Raw genomic sequence first — 15,950 nt, forward strand, 5'->3', positions numbered from 1 at the left:
AAAAAAGGAGCTTAATTATTAACATAATTAAGCTCCTTTTTAACTATTTATTACCAATAGTTTCACCCATATTAACTTTAGTTTCAAAACCTAATTTAGTTTGTTCAACTATATCACTATCTATTTTTATAGTATCTTTCTTAAAGAATAAGATAGTAGTTGAACCACCAAATTTAAAGTATCCTTTTTCCTCTCCTTTTTTTACTCTCTTTTCAGGAGAATATGTTTGAAGTATTGTACCAACACAAGTAGCACCAACTTCTACATGAAGAATTTTACCAAAATTATCAGAGTTAAAAATAGACCATTCTCTTTTGTTCTTGCAGAAAAGTTCAGATACATTATTAAGAGCTATAGGATTAACTGAATAATAAAAACCTGAAATTTTCTTGCTTTCACTACAAGTTCCACTATCTACGAAGTGAAATCTATGATAGTCAGTTGGGCATAATCTTAGTATAAGACAAGTTCCACCTTCAAATTCTTCAGCTACTTTAGGATCATCTATTAATTCTTTTAAAGAATATGTATATCCTTTTATCTGAACAACTTTATTAAGATCTATATTTTCAAATGCAGATAATCTGCCATCTCCAGGAGAAATTAAAATATTCTCACTATAATCAATAGGTCTAGCTTCAGGAGTTAAGGTCCTTGCAAAGAAATCATTAAAGTTTTCAAATTCATCTATATTTTTATTGCAAAGAGACATATCAATATTAAACTCATCAATAAAGGCTTTAATTTTTTTCTTACTTAAAGAAGAATCGCAAAAATTTCCGTAAAGTTTTGAGAACATCTTCTTTTTAATAAATAATTCTAAGAAGCTTTTTCCTATAGGAGATGCATAAGACCAATTTATATATTTAAGACCAGCTACTTGCTCAACATCATAAGCTTTTGTTTTCCTGTTATAAATTTTTATCATAAATTATATCTCCCTTTAAAAATTATGTTAAATACATATATTATATTATTATATATATAAATTCAACTTGTAAACAAGAAATTACAAATTTATATTATTGATTAAATAAAATAAGTGGTATATGATTAAATTGTTTTAAGAATAAGTGTTGGAGTTGGTAGTATGAATAGAACTAAGAAAGCTATTTTTGAAGCAGCTATAAACGTTTTTGCTACTTCAGGTTATAATGGATCAACTGTAGATGAAATTGCATCTAAAGCTAATGTTGCTAAGGGAACACTTTATTATAATTTTAAAAGTAAAGAGGAAATTTTTAATTTTGTAATTAGTAAAGGCTTAGAAATTTGGCATGAAAAATTAACTGATATAGAAAATTTAGAAGATGAGCCTATAGAAAAATTAAAAAAACTTTTTAAAATGCAATTTGAATTATTATATGAAAATAGAGCATTTTTTAAAATGGTAATGAGTCAGCTTTGGGGAAAAGAAACTAGGCAGGATGAACTAAGAAATAAAATAACTGAGTATATTGAAGGAATAGAGAGAATATTAAAAGAAGCTATTTCCAAAAAACAAATAAGAGAGTGTGATATTTCCTTACTAGCTCACAGTTTATTTGGAAGTCTTATATCAACATCCCTATATGAATTAAGTAGAGATAAAGAGTTTAATGTTAATAAAGTTATAGATGAGATTACAATTAACATCTTAGATGGTATAGTTATAAAATAAGCTTTGTTGACATATATTAGTTAAAGAGTTAAAATTATTATAAAATTCAAATAAGTCTCCATAGTTCAATGGATAGAACAATCCCCTCCTAAGGGATAAATGTAGGTTCGATTCCTACTGGGGATACCATGGTTTTAACTGTGAAGGAAAAACTCCATATTTATATGGAGTTTTTTAAATATTATTATTTAATATGAAATTTTTGTATAATATAATAATTATATAGGAAAATAAAAAAAGAAGAAAAATATATAGAATAATAGGAGGGGTTTATTTGGACCCATATACGTTTCAAATTGTGCTTCTTATTATCTTGATAATTTTATCAGGATTTTTTTCAGCCTCAGAAACAGCTTTAATGGCTTTAAGCAGAATAAGAGTAAGGCATATGGTTGATGAAGAGATAAAAGGAGCTAAGTTATTAGAAAAATTATTAGAAGACCCTAATAAATTATTAGGTGGAATCTTAATAGGAAATAATATAGTTAATATAGGTGCATCATCATTAGCATCAACACTTGCTTTTAGAATATTTGGTGATGGTGGAGTTGCCTTAGCTACTGGAGTTATGACAATACTAGTATTAATCTTTGGAGAAATAACACCTAAATCCTTAGCTAAGCAAAATGCAGAGAAGGTTTCTTTAGCCGTAGCTCCTATAATAAATATAGTGGTTACAATTTTCAAACCTCTTGTTTGGTTATTTTCTTCAGTATCATCCCTAATAGTAAGATTATTAGGTGGAGATTTAAATAAAAGTGAGCCATTTATAACAGAAGAAGAGTTAAAAACAATGGTTGATGTAAGTGAAGAAGAGGGAGTTCTTGAAGTTGAAGAAAAAGAAATGATATTCAATGTTTTTGAATTTGGAGATCTTCAAGTAAAAGATATAATGGTTCAAAGGGTAAATGTCATTGCAGTAAATGTTACAGCTACCTACGAAGAAGTATTAAAAGTAATAAAAGAACAACAATTTTCAAGAATACCAGTTTATAATGAATCAATAGATGATATTGTTGGAATTTTAAATGTTAAAGATTTAATTCTTTTAGATAGTGATGAGGAAAATTTCAATGTAACAGAATACATGAGAGAACCTTTTAGAACCTTTGAATTTAAAAAGATAACAGAACTATTTGCAGAGATGAAAACAACTAGAAATCACATAGCAGTAGTACTAGATGAATATGGCGGAACAGTTGGTATTGTTACTATTGAGGACTTAATAGAAGAAATCGTAGGAGATATTGAAGATGAATACGATGAGAGAGATAAAGATATAGAAGTTATCAAAGAAAATGAGTTCGTAGTAGATGGTAGCACAAGACTTTCTGACTTAAGTGATATGATAGGATTTGAAATAGAATCTGAGGAATTTGATTCTATTGGAGGATATGTAATAGGTTATTTAGGAAGAATGCCTAAGGTTGGAGAGGAAATTAAAACTAATGACTTTAGAGTTATTGTTGAAGAATTAGATAGAAATAGGGTAAAAAAGGTTAGAGTTTACACATATAAACGAGAAAAAGAGGAGAGTTAAGGGTGCTTAGTTTAGCTTTGGAAGAGGCAGAAAAAGCAAGAGAAAAGGGAGAAGTTCCTGTAGGAGCTGTAATAGTAAAGGATGGAGAAATCATTGCAAGGGCTCATAATTTAAAGGAGACTTTAAAAGATCCAACAGCTCATGCAGAAATTCTTGCCATAAGAGAAGCTTGTAATAAACTAAATAATTGGAGACTTCATGGTTGCGAGATGTATGTTACTTTAGAGCCTTGTCCTATGTGTGCTGGAGCTATTCTTCAAAGTAGACTTTCAAAAATTTATATTGGTACCTTTGATGATACAACAGGAGCAGCTGGTTCTGTAGTTAATATTCTTCAAAATCATAATCTAAATTATTTTCTTGAAGTAGTTTGGGAGAATGATGAAAAATGTAGTAAAATATTAACAAAATTTTTCAAAGATAGACGAGGGTAAGTAATGATTTACTTACCCTTTTTATGTTATACTGAGAATACAAATATTGGTGGGGGTGCATTATGAGCAAATTAGATATGATGGTAGGATATGAAATGAATTTCTATGAAAAGAAATTTGAAGAAAACATAAAGAAATTATCTTACTATATGCATAGATGTTTTAATGAAACTATAGGAGAAAAAGTGGCAGGAATAGCTATAGAAGAAAATCTTTTATATGCTTGGTCATATTACTTCGTTACAATAGCTGATGAAGATCCTAAAATGGGTGACAGAATAATGATGGGGCTTATAAATCACTTTAATACATTATTAGAAGATGAAAATGTAAGAATAAATGGTAAAGAAGGGGCAAAATTAATGATAGATCCTTCTTTCTGTAGAGTATGGTTTGGTACAAGTTTAAATGTTATGTTAGTTAAAAAATATGGTGAAGAAGACTATAAAGAAGTTTTCAACTATATAAAAGATAACTATTTACAAAAAGAATGTAAAATAAGATCACTAAAGGTTTCATAATATTTTTAATCAGTAGGTAAAGCTTTACTTACTGATTTTTCTTTATGTGCTATAATTAATAAAAATTTATGGTATTTTTATTTAAAGAAATTAGTTTGAAAGAAGTGTTTTTATGAAAATAAATAAAAGATATTTAGCTATCTTTTTAATCTTATTAATTATTGAGGTTTTTATTGCACTATTTGTACATGATAATTTTATTAGACCTTATATAGGTGATGTTTTAGTTGTAATAGTTATATACACATTTATAAGAGGAATAATTGGAAGAAAAATAAAAAATTTACCCATATATATTTTTTTATTTGGTGTTTTAGTTGAGGTTTTACAATACTTTAGAATAGTTGAGATATTACATCTTCAAAATAGTAGATTTTTTACAATTCTCATAGGTACATCCTTTGATGTAAAAGATATTATATGCTATTTTGTAGGAACTTTAATTTTAATCTTTTGGGAAGTTATTAATAAAGAGTAATAATTTTTAGTGAGCTCAAGTTTTGGGTTCACTTTTTTTACATAAATAAGAATAGGATAGCATATTATTTATAGAGAATATTATGTAATAGTATTAGGAGGATCCTATTGTGAAGGAAGACCAATTTAACATAGAAACTTTAATAGTAGCAATATTAGTAATGTTAACAATAATAAACATAGATGTGGTTCATGTAACAGAGGCGCAGAGCGTAAAAATAGAAATAGAAACAGAAGAGGATATACCAATAGTTTCAGATGTTTTTATAACAGTAGATGATGCTAAAAAATGGGCACAAGGAAAAGGAGCCACTAAGGAATTTGTTGAACTTGCTGATTTATATTGGGAATATTCAGATGAACATGGGGATGTTAATCCAGCTTTAGCGTATGTACAAGCAGCTAAGGAAACTGCCTATGGTAATTTTGGAGGAGTATTAGATGCTTCATATCATAATCCATGTGGGTTAAAAACAAATAAGGGTGGGAGCGATAAAGACCCTAAAGCTCATATGAAATTTAAAAGTTGGAATGAAGGAGTAAAGGCTCATTTGGATCACTTAGCATTATATGCAGGGGCAGAAGGATATCCAAAGGCTGAAACAAAGGACCCTAGACACTTTGCTTCAATATTTGGGAAAGCTAATTCAGTAATTGATTTAAGCAAAAATTGGGCACCAAGTCCTACCTATGGAGAAGAAATTCTTGGAATGTACAATGAGATGATGGAAGGGGCAGGAAATAAAGACATAGAGGTAATGAATATATTTTAAGTTAGGAAAATTATATAGAGATTTAGATATAAAAATTGGGATATAAAAAGCTTATAAAAAAGTTTTTTATATCCCATTAATTTATATTCTATTAATTTATATAATTAAATTTTAAGTTCCACAATATGTTACATAAGGAGTGTCACTTTTCTCAGGTAACTTAGTGTACTTTTCTAAATCTTTAGAATAACTATAAGGATTCTTTAGTGCTTCTAATAGATTATCCATAAAAGTAAAATCACCTTTTTCAGCATTTTTAAGAGCTTTTTCAACTAAGTGATTTCTAGGAATTATATAAGGATTATTATTCATCATTAAATTCCTTACTTCTTCCTGTGATCTATTTTCTTCTTTTAATCTATTTTGCCAAAGAGCATACCAAGTTTTGAATTCATCACTACTAAATACTTTTTCATCTTCAAATTTATTAAGAGTTAAAGATACAAAGGTATTAGTAAAATCTGCTTCATATTTTTGCATTGTGCTTAAAAGCCCTTCAATTAGCAATTCATCATTTTCTTTTTCTGTGAAAAGACCAAGTTTAGCTCTCATTTTATTGAACCAATATTTTTTATATAGTTTAGAAAAGTTTGATATGGACTTTTTAGCAATATTAACAGCCTCATCTAGGTTAGGGTTTAGAAGAGGAAGTAGTGCTTCTGAGAATCTAGCTAAGTTCCATAAAGCCATGTTAGGTTGATTTCCATAAGCATATCTACCAGCATAATCAATGGAACTAAATACTGTGTTTGTATCATAAGTATCCATAAATGCACATGGTCCATAATCTATAGTTTCTCCTGAGATTACCATATTATCAGTGTTCATAACCCCATGAATGAATCCAACACTTTGCCACTTAACTATAAGTTCAGCTTGACGATTTATTACCTCTTCAAGAAATAAAATATATTTATTTTCACTCTTAGCTATATTAGGAAAGTGTCTTTTAATAGTATAGTCAGCAAGACTTTTAAGATCTTCTAAAGTTCCCCATTGAGCTGCATAAGCAAAAGTTCCAACTCTAATGTGACTAGAAGCTATTCTTGTTAATATAGCACCTTGTTCAAATCTTTCTCTTAAAACTTCCTCACCAGTATTTACTACAGCAAGGCTTCTAGTTGTAGGAATTCCAAGACCATGCATACCTTCACTTATTATATATTCTCTAAGCATAGGTGCAAGGGCAGCCTTTCCATCTCCACCTCTTGAATAGATTGTTCTACCAGACCCTTTTAATTGAACATCATATCTTTTACTATCTTTAGTTACATGTTCTCCTAATAAGAGTGCTCTACCATCTCCTAGCATTGTAAAATGACCAAATTGGTGCCCAGCATAAGCCTGTGCAATTGGTACAATTCCTGGGAAGGTTTCATTTCCTGCAAATATATTAAGTCCAAAATCGCTGTTTAAAACTTCTTCATTAAGCCCAAGTTCTTCAGCAAGAGAAGTATTAAACTTAATAAGTTTAGGATTTTTTGAACCCTTTGGATTTTGTTCACTAAAGAATATATTTGGAAGAGTTAAATAAGTGTTTTCTAAGTTAAAACCTGTTTTTGATTGAAAATTTTTATTATCCATATTAAAATCCTTTGCCTTATAATTTATTTCAAATTTTATTCCATCCCTTATATTATGTGTAAAAATTCTTATTAAATTAAAAAACAAGATTTAACTTATTATAGCACTAATAATTGTAAATTTTCATATTAAAAATAAGTTTAACAATTTAGAGTGGGTAAGGTTAGATATGTTTAATTGAAATTTGAATTGTATTCAAAAATATTTTAAAAAATATTCAAAAATTTAGTGAGCTTATGGTAATTATATGGTATAATTTCAGTGCAAGTGTTAATCGTTATCAAAAAAGGGGAGATTAATACTTGAAAAAAATTAACGGGGGATATAAAAAATGAAAAGAAAGATTTGTAAGGCGCTTATTTGTGCCGCGCTAGCAACTAGCCTATGGGCTGGGGCATCAACTAAAGTCTACGCTTGGGATGGAAAGATTGATGGAACAGGAACTCATGCTATGATTGTAACTCAAGGGGTTTCAATCTTAGAAAATGATCTGTCCAAAAATGAACCAGAAAGTGTAAGAAAAAACTTAGAGATTTTAAAAGAGAACATGCATGAGCTTCAATTAGGTTCTACTTATCCAGATTATGATAAGAATGCATATGATCTATATCAAGATCATTTCTGGGATCCTGATACAGATAATAATTTCTCAAAGGATAATAGTTGGTATTTAGCTTATTCTATACCTGACACAGGGGAATCACAAATAAGAAAATTTTCAGCATTAGCTAGATATGAATGGCAAAGAGGAAACTATAAACAAGCTACATTCTATCTTGGAGAGGCTATGCACTATTTTGGAGATATAGATACTCCATATCATCCTGCTAATGTTACTGCCGTTGATAGCGCAGGACATGTTAAGTTTGAGACTTTTGCAGAGGAAAGAAAAGAACAGTATAAAATAAACACAGCAGGTTGCAAAACTAATGAGGCTTTTTATACTGATATCTTAAAAAACAAAGATTTTAATGCATGGTCAAAAGAATATGCAAGAGGTTTTGCTAAAACAGGAAAATCAATATACTATAGTCATGCTAGCATGAGTCATAGTTGGGATGATTGGGATTATGCAGCAAAGGTAACTTTAGCTAACTCTCAAAAAGGAACAGCGGGATATATTTATAGATTCTTACACGATGTATCAGAGGGTAATGATCCATCAGTTGGAAAGAATGTAAAAGAACTAGTAGCTTACATATCAACTAGTGGTGAGAAAGATGCTGGAACAGATGACTACATGTATTTTGGAATCAAAACAAAGGATGGAAAAACTCAAGAATGGGAAATGGACAACCCAGGAAATGATTTTATGACTGGAAGTAAAGACACTTATACTTTCAAATTAAAAGATGAAAATCTAAAAATTGATGATATACAAAATATGTGGATTAGAAAAAGAAAATATACAGCATTCTCAGATGCTTATAAGCCAGAAAACATAAAGATAATAGCAAATGGAAAAGTTGTAGTGGACAAAGATATAAACGAGTGGATTTCAGGAAATTCAACTTATAATATAAAATAATAAAAGTAAAAAAATAATTATTGGTTTTGGTGGTATTTACAAAATAAAAGCTTAGGAAAGATAAAGTCTTTCTTAAGCTTTTATTTTACTTATTTTTAGAGATTTAGGGATTATTACTTTAAGTAATAATCCTTTTGTTTTAAGAATATAATCAATAAGAATATGGTTTCTATAGTAGGAGGATTAAATGAAAGTAGATATAATTTCAGGATTCCTAGGAGCTGGCAAAACTACTTTAATAAAAAAGCTTTTAGATACCTTAGTAAAGGATGAAAAGGTAGCTATTGTGGAAAATGAATATGGAGAAGTTGGAATTGATGGAGATTTACTTAAAGATAGAAGAATTGAAGTAAAAGAAATTAATTCTGGGTGTATATGTTGCACCATAAAGGGAGACTTTAAACAAAATATTTTAGACATAATATCAAATTACAGACCAGATAGAATCATAATTGAACCTTCAGGAGTAGCTAATTTTTCTCAAGTTCTTGAATCTATAAAAGAAGCTCATATAGAGGGCTTAAGAATAAATATGAAAATAACCATGGTTGATGCTCAAAATGTTCATATGTATATGAAAAACTTTGGAGATTTTTATAGAAGTCAATTAGTAAATGCAAACACAATAATATTAACTAGAGTAGAAAAACTTTCTGATAAGGAAATTACTCATGTTTGTAATGAAATAAAAACAATAAACAATAAGGCTAACATTATAACTACTGAGTTAAGTAAGTTAAGCCCAGAAAGAATAATTCAAGTTTCAGAGAAAAAAGTTGAAAATTTAATAGAGAATATAAATATTAAGAAGCCTAAAAGAATAGGTTTAAGAAGAGTTTCTGCACCTGAGTTTTTTGAAAATTGGGGAGTGGAGACACCAAAAACCTTTGAATATTCTGAGTTAGTAAAAATTTTAAATGAATTTCAAAATAACAAGCATGGTGAGGTTTTAAGGGCAAAGGGAATAATAAAATCTAAAGATAATAAGTGGTTTAAATTTGATTTTGTACCAAATGATATTTCTATTGTTAATTATAAAAGTGATTATACAGGTAGAGTTTGTGTTATAGGAAGAAATTTAAATAAAGATAGTATAGATAAGTTATTTTCTTAAAAATAAGGGAGAGGATTATGTGAAAAAATGTTCAGTTGATTTAATAACAGGTTTTTTATCATCAGGAAAAACATCCTTCATAAATCACATTTTAGATGATTTTTCTAAGGAGGAGGTTTTAGTAATACAATGTGAGCGTGGGCAGGAAGAATTAATAAATTGTAGGAAAAATATTAATGTAAAAAAGTTTTATAGCATGGATGAATTAAAGGAAGAGGATTTAATAAGAAGCATAAAGTTTTATGCGCCTAAGAGAGTTTTTATTGAGTGTAATGGGGTTAGTGAAACTAAAAAGTTTATAGATAAAGTTACAAATAGTAAGCTTAAGGAATATTTAAAGATTGGGATTATAGTTAATTTAATTGATATGACAACTTTTAATATGTTTTTAAAGAACATACCTTCAATGATAATACCGAACATATCACTAAGCAATCTTATTGTTTTAAATAAATGTAATGAAATAAGTGAAAATGCTTTAAAAGAATATAAAGATATGATAGAAAGATTTAATCATAATGCCCATATAGTTAATTGCATAGGTAAGGAAGGAACTAATATGAACTTTAACAAAGAAAGACTTATAAACAGGATGATGGGATAAATATGGAGCTTTTAAATAAATTTTCTATAGTCTTTTCTAGTATAGTAATAGAAGCACTGCCTTTTATACTTATAGGGGCAGTGCTAGCTTCCTTTATGCAAGTTTATATTTCAAATAATATTTTTAATAAAATTATATCTAAAAATAAATTATTAGGATCAATTCAAGCTGGGATAATAGGAGTTTTTTTACCTGTTTGTGAATGTGCCACAGTGCCTATAACAAAGGGATTATTAAATAAAAAGGTACCTTTAAATGTGGCCATAACTTACATGTTGGCGGCTCCTATAGTTAATCCACTGGTTATATTATCAACATATTATGCTTTTGATGGAAACATAAAGGTAGTATTGTTGAGAGTGGGCGTAGGCTTTTCAATAGCTGTCATAGCTGGGCTACTTATGCTTTGTTTAAGTGGAGAAAATAATATTTTCATAGATAATGGTGAGGGAGAATTACAAGGAAAATGTCTTTGTGGATGTTCAGAAATAGATGATAATTCTAGTAAACTTATAAGGCTTTTAAAGCATACATCCTTAGAGTTTTATGAAATAGGAAAATATTTTATAGTTGGAGCAACTTTAGCTGCCATATTTCAAACCTTTGTACCAAGGGATATTATTTTTTATTTTGAAAATAGTGCAGTTTTATCAATAATAATCCTTATGGCTTTTTCATTCTTAATTTCCTTGTGTTCAGAGGCAGATGCCTTTGTTGCTAGTACCTTTATGAATAGATTTTCTTTAGGATCAATAACTGGATTTTTGATTATAGGTCCTATGATAGATTTAAAAAATACAATAATGTTATTTTCTATATTTAAAAAATCCTTTGTAATTAAACTTTTATTTGTAGTCTTTTCACTTTGCTTCATAGCTTCAGCTTTGATATTTTAAGGAGGAACCTTTATGAGAAAATTTAATTTTAGTGAATTCATATGGTTTCTTATATTATTTTGCTTTGAATATTTAATAATAAAAATGTTTATGAGTGAAAAGATTTTTTTGATTATATCAAGAGATATGAAGGCATATGTAATTTTGGCCATAATATTATTATTTTTGATTTTAGTTATACAATTTTTCAATATTTTTAAAACCTCAACTAGAAGGAGTTTTAAGGGTGGATATTTAATTTTTATTTTTGCTTTAGTTATTTTAAATATAGCCAATGGATTAAATATTAATCAGGTCTCCTTAAACTTAAAAGGGGTTAAGTTATATCATGATAGACATAAAGAGAGTGAACATAATCACCTGCACTCTAATGAAAAATTAAATAGTAATGAAGCTTTAGTATTTACAGAGAAAAATTTTCATAGTTCCTTAGAAGAATTAATACTTCATCTAGAAGATTTTGTAGGAAAAGAAATTTCTATAGAAGGGCTTTTATATGTTAGTGAATTATATGAAAAAGAAGAATTTGCAATTACTCAAATAGATATGACTTGCTGCATAGCTGATTCAGTGTACTTAGGAGTATTATGCAAGGGCGATTTGCCAGATTTAAAAAATGGAAGTGAAATAAAAGTTAAGGGATTAGTTGAATCTAAAAAGATTAAAAATAGTGCAGGAGAAGAAATTGAAATTCCATTTATAAATGTATTTTACACAGATACATTACAGTAAATTTAATCAATAAAAAATTAAAGAGACTTTTCAATAAATTATCTTATGTATGAATATATCAATAAAAATTAATACTAGCTTAAAACAGGATTCTAAATATAAAACTAAATAGATAAGATAGAAGCTTAATAATAAGACTGTTATATTACATATTTTATTATTAAGTTTTTTTATAATATTTTATTTAAATGAGAATGATACATATTTACTTAACAATTTTCCTGTAGTATTATTATAAAAAATTAAAAGGAATGGGAGAGGTTAGATGAATCCAGTAGCATTTTCAATTGGTAGTTTTGAAGTAAGGTGGTATGGCATAATCATAGCATTAGGAATTTTAATTGCAATGACCTTGGTAAGTATTAACGCAAAGAAAAAGAATTTAAACTTTGATGTTATCTTAGATTTATTTTTATGGTGCTTTCCTTTTGCTATTATAGGGGCTAGAGCATATTACGTGCTTTTTGAGCTTGAAAATTATCATAGCTTTTGGGATATGATAAACATAAGACAAGGTGGATTAGCGATTCATGGAGGAATAATAGGAGCTTTCTTAACTGCATTTATTTATTGTAAGGTTAAAAAAGTAGATTTTTTAGCCTATGCAGATATTGTGGCTCCAGCTTTTATATTAGCTCAAGGAATAGGTAGATGGGGGAATTTTTTTAACCAAGAGGCTCATGGTGGACAAGTAACTAGTGAGTTTATTAGTAAATTTCCTGAGTTTATTCAAAGGGGTATGTACATAAATGGAGCATATTATCATCCTACATTCTTATATGAAAGTATATGGGATATATTTGTGGCCATTTTATTGATGATAATTTTATATAATATTACAGATAGATATAAGGGAGTAGTTATTTCTGCTTATATATCTTTATATTCTCTAGGAAGATTCTTTATTGAAGGGCTAAGAACAGATAGTTTATATTTTATGAATATTAGAGTTGCTCAATTAGTTAGCTTACTAGGAATTATTATTGGAATTGTGGCAATAATAATTATTGTTTCAAGAGGAAAGAAAAAGAGAAAAGGTATATTTATAAATTAGATTTATATGGAGCTGTATCAATTTTATTTAGAAGATATTATTTTAAATTTTCTTTTTAAGCTTTGATATAGCTCATTTTTAAGTGATTATATTAAAATAAATATAGGATAAAAGTATTGTTTAAATTAAAATTTCTAATTTATACTAATTTTATTCATATAAGTATAATAATTATAATTAAATTTTCAGTATTGAATTGGTTAGACTTATATGTTAGAATGAAAAAGTATTACAAATTAATATTTATTATGGAGAGATGTCCGAGTGGTCGAAGGAGCACGCCTGGAACGCGTGTGTAGGGGAAACTCTACCGAGGGTTCAAATCCCTCTCTCTCCGCCATGCCGTGCTAGATGGGGAGTTAGCGGTGCCCTGTAACCTGCAATCCGCTACAGCAGGATCGAAGTCCTCATAGAGGCTCTAACTTGTGGAGTCTGCCCTATGTAAGTGGTGTTGAGAGTTGGGCCCCACGCAATGGAAACCTGTGAACCTCGTCAGGTCCGGAAGGAAGCAGCGATAAGCAGTCATTTTCATGTGCCGTGGATACGTCTGGCTTGAGCTAACTGCATAGGTAACGTTCATAAGTTATTGTCGAAGTGAGGTGCACGGTTTTATTATGTAATTAAACTTTTAACAGAGTATGTTAAAAGTTTTTTTTATTTTGTAAAATTATGTTTTCTATATGTTCACGAAACATTAATAAAATTTTTTATACTTGTTGGTATAATTATATAGACATACTTATGACAAAAATATAATTTTACGGAGGAAGTTATGGGAAGAAAACTTTTGGTAGGAATTCTATGGGTAACTTTATCGCTTTTCGTTCTTGGATGTAGTACAAGCGGTGAAAAAAATACAATCAATATTCCTATAGAAAAGAGTAGGGAAGAAGAAAAAAGTAAAGACGAAGAAGAGTACATAGATAAAATTTCATCAACTATTGTTAATATGAGCGTAGATGGTTCTATAAAAAATATGAGAACAGTATCTGAAACTGGTAAATTAAATAATACTATGATTGAACAGTTAGAAAGATCAAATAATTTTTTTAAATGTTTAATAGAGGACCTTAAAGGGGTAAAGGTTCCAGAAAAATTTGCTTCATATAATGATGATATAATAAATAATTTAAATAAAGCTAAAACTTCTTTAGAGACAATGAAAAATTCTCATGATAAAGAAATTATAAAAAGTAATGCAAAGATTTTTATAGAAAGTAATAAGGAGGTATCTAACTTAGTAGATAAAATATTAGTTTACTATGCTGGATGCTAATAAATTAATAATATTAAATTGCCATAAATAAGTTAATATTTAAAAGCTATTTTATGTTATTCATAGGTTTTTCAAAGTTTTTTTAATATTATATCATTAATTTCTATTGACTTTTTATGGTTTAACAATTAAAATTCTATTAAGATAATAAATTGAAATTTGGAGAGTATTGAGTATGAAAAATTTAAACTTAACTAGAGCTTCAAAATTAAATACCTTTTACTTTAGCTATTATAGTTAAGTTTGCGTTTATGATATATAAAAGATTCATAGATGCAAACTAGGTTTGTATCTATGATGGCTAAGTTTAAAATGCATGTAGAGCCACATAGATAAACACTATGTGGCTTTTTATTTAAGGCACTAAGGCCACATAGTTTTACACTATGTGGCTTTTTTATATGAAAAATATAAATTAATTAGATTGGGGTTGTAAAAAATGAACAAAAAGAAAGATATATTAGTAATAGGATTTGCCTTATTCTCTATATTCTTTGGGGCTGGAAACCTAATATTTCCTCCATACATAGGATTAACATCAGGAAGTGAATGGTTAATTAGTTTTTTAGGATTTATAATATCAGACGTAGGAATAATATTTTTATCAATAGTTGCAGTTTCTAAGGCTGGATCTTTCCAAGGGGTTGTTGGAAGAGCAGGTAAAAAGTTTGGTATTACCTTAGAAATTTTAATGATGCTATGCTTAGGACCTATATTAGTAGTGCCAAGGACTGCGGCAACAACATTTGAAATGAGTATTTCTCCACTTTTAGGAAATGTAAATCCATATGTATTTTCAGTAATATTCTTTTTAATAGTTTTTGTGCTAACAATAAAGCCTAATAAGGTTATGGATATAATCGGAAAGGTTCTAACACCATTATTACTTATATCATTAGCAGTATTAATAATAAAGGGAATTATAAATCCTATTGGAGATTTAGAAAAAGTTAATTCAGGTAAGTTATTTATGACTGGGATTACTCAAGGATATCAAACAATGGATGCTTTAGGAACTGGAGGAATTGTAGCACTTGTTATGGCTTCATTTGCAAGTAAAGGCTATAAGGACAAAAAAGAAAATAGAATGCTTACAATAAAATCTGCCTTAATTGCATGTATTGGACTAGCTATTGTTTATGGAGGATTAACATTCTTAGGGGCTACATCTTCAACTTTATATGATAGCAGTATTTCACAAACAACATTACTTATGAATATAACTAATGCAATTTTAGGGTCAACAGGTACTATTATGTTAGCAATAGTAATAGGACTTGCTTGTCTTACAACGGCTGTAGGATTAACTTCTGTTACAGCTAAATACTTTGAAGATGTATCTAACAAAAAATTAAAATACAAATATATAGTAATAGCAATATGTGTATTTAGTGCATTATCTTCTAATTTAGGAGTAGATAAAATAATAGAAATTGCAGTACCTGTATTAAGCTTAATTTATCCAGTTTCTATATTATTAGTAGTAATGAGTATATTTGAAAAATTCGTTCCAAATAATGTAGTGGTAAAGGGAGCTACTTATGCAACTCTTTTAATAAGCTTACTTACTGTAATTGATAGCTTAGGAATAAAATTTGAATTTGTTCATAAGTTGCCTCTTGCAAACCTAGGATTTAACTGGGTTGTTCCAGCTATAGTTGGAGGCTTAATAGCAGGGTTAGTATTTAGAAAAAGAGAAGTTGTATCTTTAGAAGAATCATATTAAATAAAAAGTTATAAAAAAAGTAAAACTCCAT

At 28.5% G+C, this 15,950-nt stretch carries 16 protein-coding genes, 2 tRNA genes and 1 other RNA gene; 17 read left to right on the forward strand and 2 right to left on the reverse strand.

Annotated elements, in window-relative coordinates; genetic code table 11:
- Positions 1–43: 43 nt before the first annotated feature.
- Positions 44–928: a phosphatidylserine decarboxylase gene (locus CPF_RS00180; protein ID WP_011590036.1), complete on the reverse strand. Its 885-nt coding sequence runs from the start codon at positions 926–928 to the stop codon at positions 44–46.
- A 162-nt stretch (positions 929–1,090) separates the two neighbouring features.
- Between CPF_RS00180 and CPF_RS00185 the strand changes: the two genes are divergently transcribed.
- The 7 genes from CPF_RS00185 (at position 1,091) to CPF_RS00215 (ending at position 5,405) form a co-directional block, all read left to right on the forward strand.
- The gene (locus tag CPF_RS00185) at positions 1,091–1,660 is read left to right on the forward strand and encodes a TetR/AcrR family transcriptional regulator (protein ID WP_011009579.1); all 570 of its coding nucleotides are present in this window, start codon (positions 1,091–1,093) and stop codon (positions 1,658–1,660) included.
- Positions 1,661–1,714: 54 nt separating this feature from the next.
- Positions 1,715–1,789: transfer RNA gene (locus tag CPF_RS00190), tRNA-Arg, on the forward strand.
- 145 nt (positions 1,790–1,934) lie between these two features.
- Positions 1,935–3,200: an HlyC/CorC family transporter gene (locus tag CPF_RS00195; protein WP_011590037.1), complete on the forward strand. Its 1,266-nt coding sequence runs from the start codon at positions 1,935–1,937 to the stop codon at positions 3,198–3,200.
- A gap of 2 nt (positions 3,201–3,202) precedes the next feature.
- Positions 3,203–3,634: a nucleoside deaminase gene (locus CPF_RS00200; RefSeq protein WP_003450857.1), complete on the forward strand. Its 432-nt coding sequence runs from the start codon at positions 3,203–3,205 to the stop codon at positions 3,632–3,634.
- 62 nt (positions 3,635–3,696) lie between these two features.
- Positions 3,697–4,155, forward strand: a complete 459-nt coding sequence (locus CPF_RS00205) for a hypothetical protein (RefSeq protein WP_003450846.1) — start codon at positions 3,697–3,699, stop codon at positions 4,153–4,155.
- 112 nt (positions 4,156–4,267) lie between these two features.
- Entirely contained in the window at positions 4,268–4,633 is a 366-nt protein-coding gene (locus CPF_RS00210; protein ID WP_003450965.1) for a DUF2809 domain-containing protein, read from the forward strand.
- A gap of 109 nt (positions 4,634–4,742) precedes the next feature.
- Positions 4,743–5,405 carry a glucosaminidase domain-containing protein gene (locus tag CPF_RS00215; RefSeq protein ID WP_003458203.1) on the forward strand — a complete coding sequence of 221 codons (663 nt, stop codon included), beginning with the start codon at positions 4,743–4,745 and terminating at the stop codon, positions 5,403–5,405.
- Between the two features lie 111 nt (positions 5,406–5,516).
- Here the strand turns inward: CPF_RS00215 and CPF_RS00220 are convergent, their stop codons facing one another.
- Positions 5,517–6,989 (reverse strand): protein adenylyltransferase SelO, encoded by a 1,473-nt coding sequence (locus CPF_RS00220; protein ID WP_011590040.1) that lies wholly within the window; start codon positions 6,987–6,989, stop codon positions 5,517–5,519.
- Between the two features lie 331 nt (positions 6,990–7,320).
- Here CPF_RS00220 and cpa point away from each other — a divergent pair, with 331 nt between their 5' ends.
- The 10 genes from cpa (at position 7,321) to brnQ (ending at position 15,919) form a co-directional block, all read left to right on the forward strand.
- Positions 7,321–8,517: an alpha-toxin gene (gene cpa, locus CPF_RS00225; RefSeq protein WP_011590041.1), complete on the forward strand. Its 1,197-nt coding sequence runs from the start codon at positions 7,321–7,323 to the stop codon at positions 8,515–8,517.
- Between the two features lie 187 nt (positions 8,518–8,704).
- Positions 8,705–9,631: a GTP-binding protein gene (locus CPF_RS00230; protein ID WP_003458162.1), complete on the forward strand. Its 927-nt coding sequence runs from the start codon at positions 8,705–8,707 to the stop codon at positions 9,629–9,631.
- A gap of 19 nt (positions 9,632–9,650) precedes the next feature.
- Positions 9,651–10,235: a GTP-binding protein gene (locus tag CPF_RS00235; protein ID WP_011590042.1), complete on the forward strand. Its 585-nt coding sequence runs from the start codon at positions 9,651–9,653 to the stop codon at positions 10,233–10,235.
- A 2-nt stretch (positions 10,236–10,237) separates the two neighbouring features.
- A complete protein-coding gene (locus CPF_RS00240; RefSeq protein WP_003468662.1) occupies positions 10,238–11,131 on the forward strand; it encodes a permease in 894 nt (297 codons plus the stop codon).
- A gap of 12 nt (positions 11,132–11,143) precedes the next feature.
- On the forward strand, positions 11,144–11,863 hold the full coding sequence (locus tag CPF_RS00245) for a TIGR03943 family putative permease subunit (RefSeq protein WP_003468577.1): 720 nt from the start codon (positions 11,144–11,146) through the stop codon (positions 11,861–11,863).
- 265 nt (positions 11,864–12,128) lie between these two features.
- Positions 12,129–12,917, forward strand: coding sequence for a prolipoprotein diacylglyceryl transferase (lgt, locus tag CPF_RS00250; RefSeq protein WP_003468570.1), 789 nt, complete (start codon positions 12,129–12,131; stop codon positions 12,915–12,917).
- A gap of 250 nt (positions 12,918–13,167) precedes the next feature.
- Positions 13,168–13,257 (forward strand) — tRNA-Ser (locus CPF_RS00255).
- Positions 13,258–13,259: 2 nt separating this feature from the next.
- An RNA gene (gene ffs, locus CPF_RS14700) (signal recognition particle sRNA large type) lies at positions 13,260–13,524 on the forward strand.
- 165 nt (positions 13,525–13,689) lie between these two features.
- Entirely contained in the window at positions 13,690–14,193 is a 504-nt protein-coding gene (locus CPF_RS00260) for a hypothetical protein (protein WP_003468616.1), read from the forward strand.
- A 439-nt stretch (positions 14,194–14,632) separates the two neighbouring features.
- Positions 14,633–15,919, forward strand: coding sequence for a branched-chain amino acid transport system II carrier protein (brnQ, locus tag CPF_RS00265; protein ID WP_003458178.1), 1,287 nt, complete (start codon positions 14,633–14,635; stop codon positions 15,917–15,919).
- Positions 15,920–15,950 lie beyond the last annotated feature (31 nt).

It is taken from the genome of Clostridium perfringens ATCC 13124, assembly GCF_000013285.1.
GTDB lineage: Bacteria > Bacillota > Clostridia > Clostridiales > Clostridiaceae > Sarcina > Sarcina perfringens.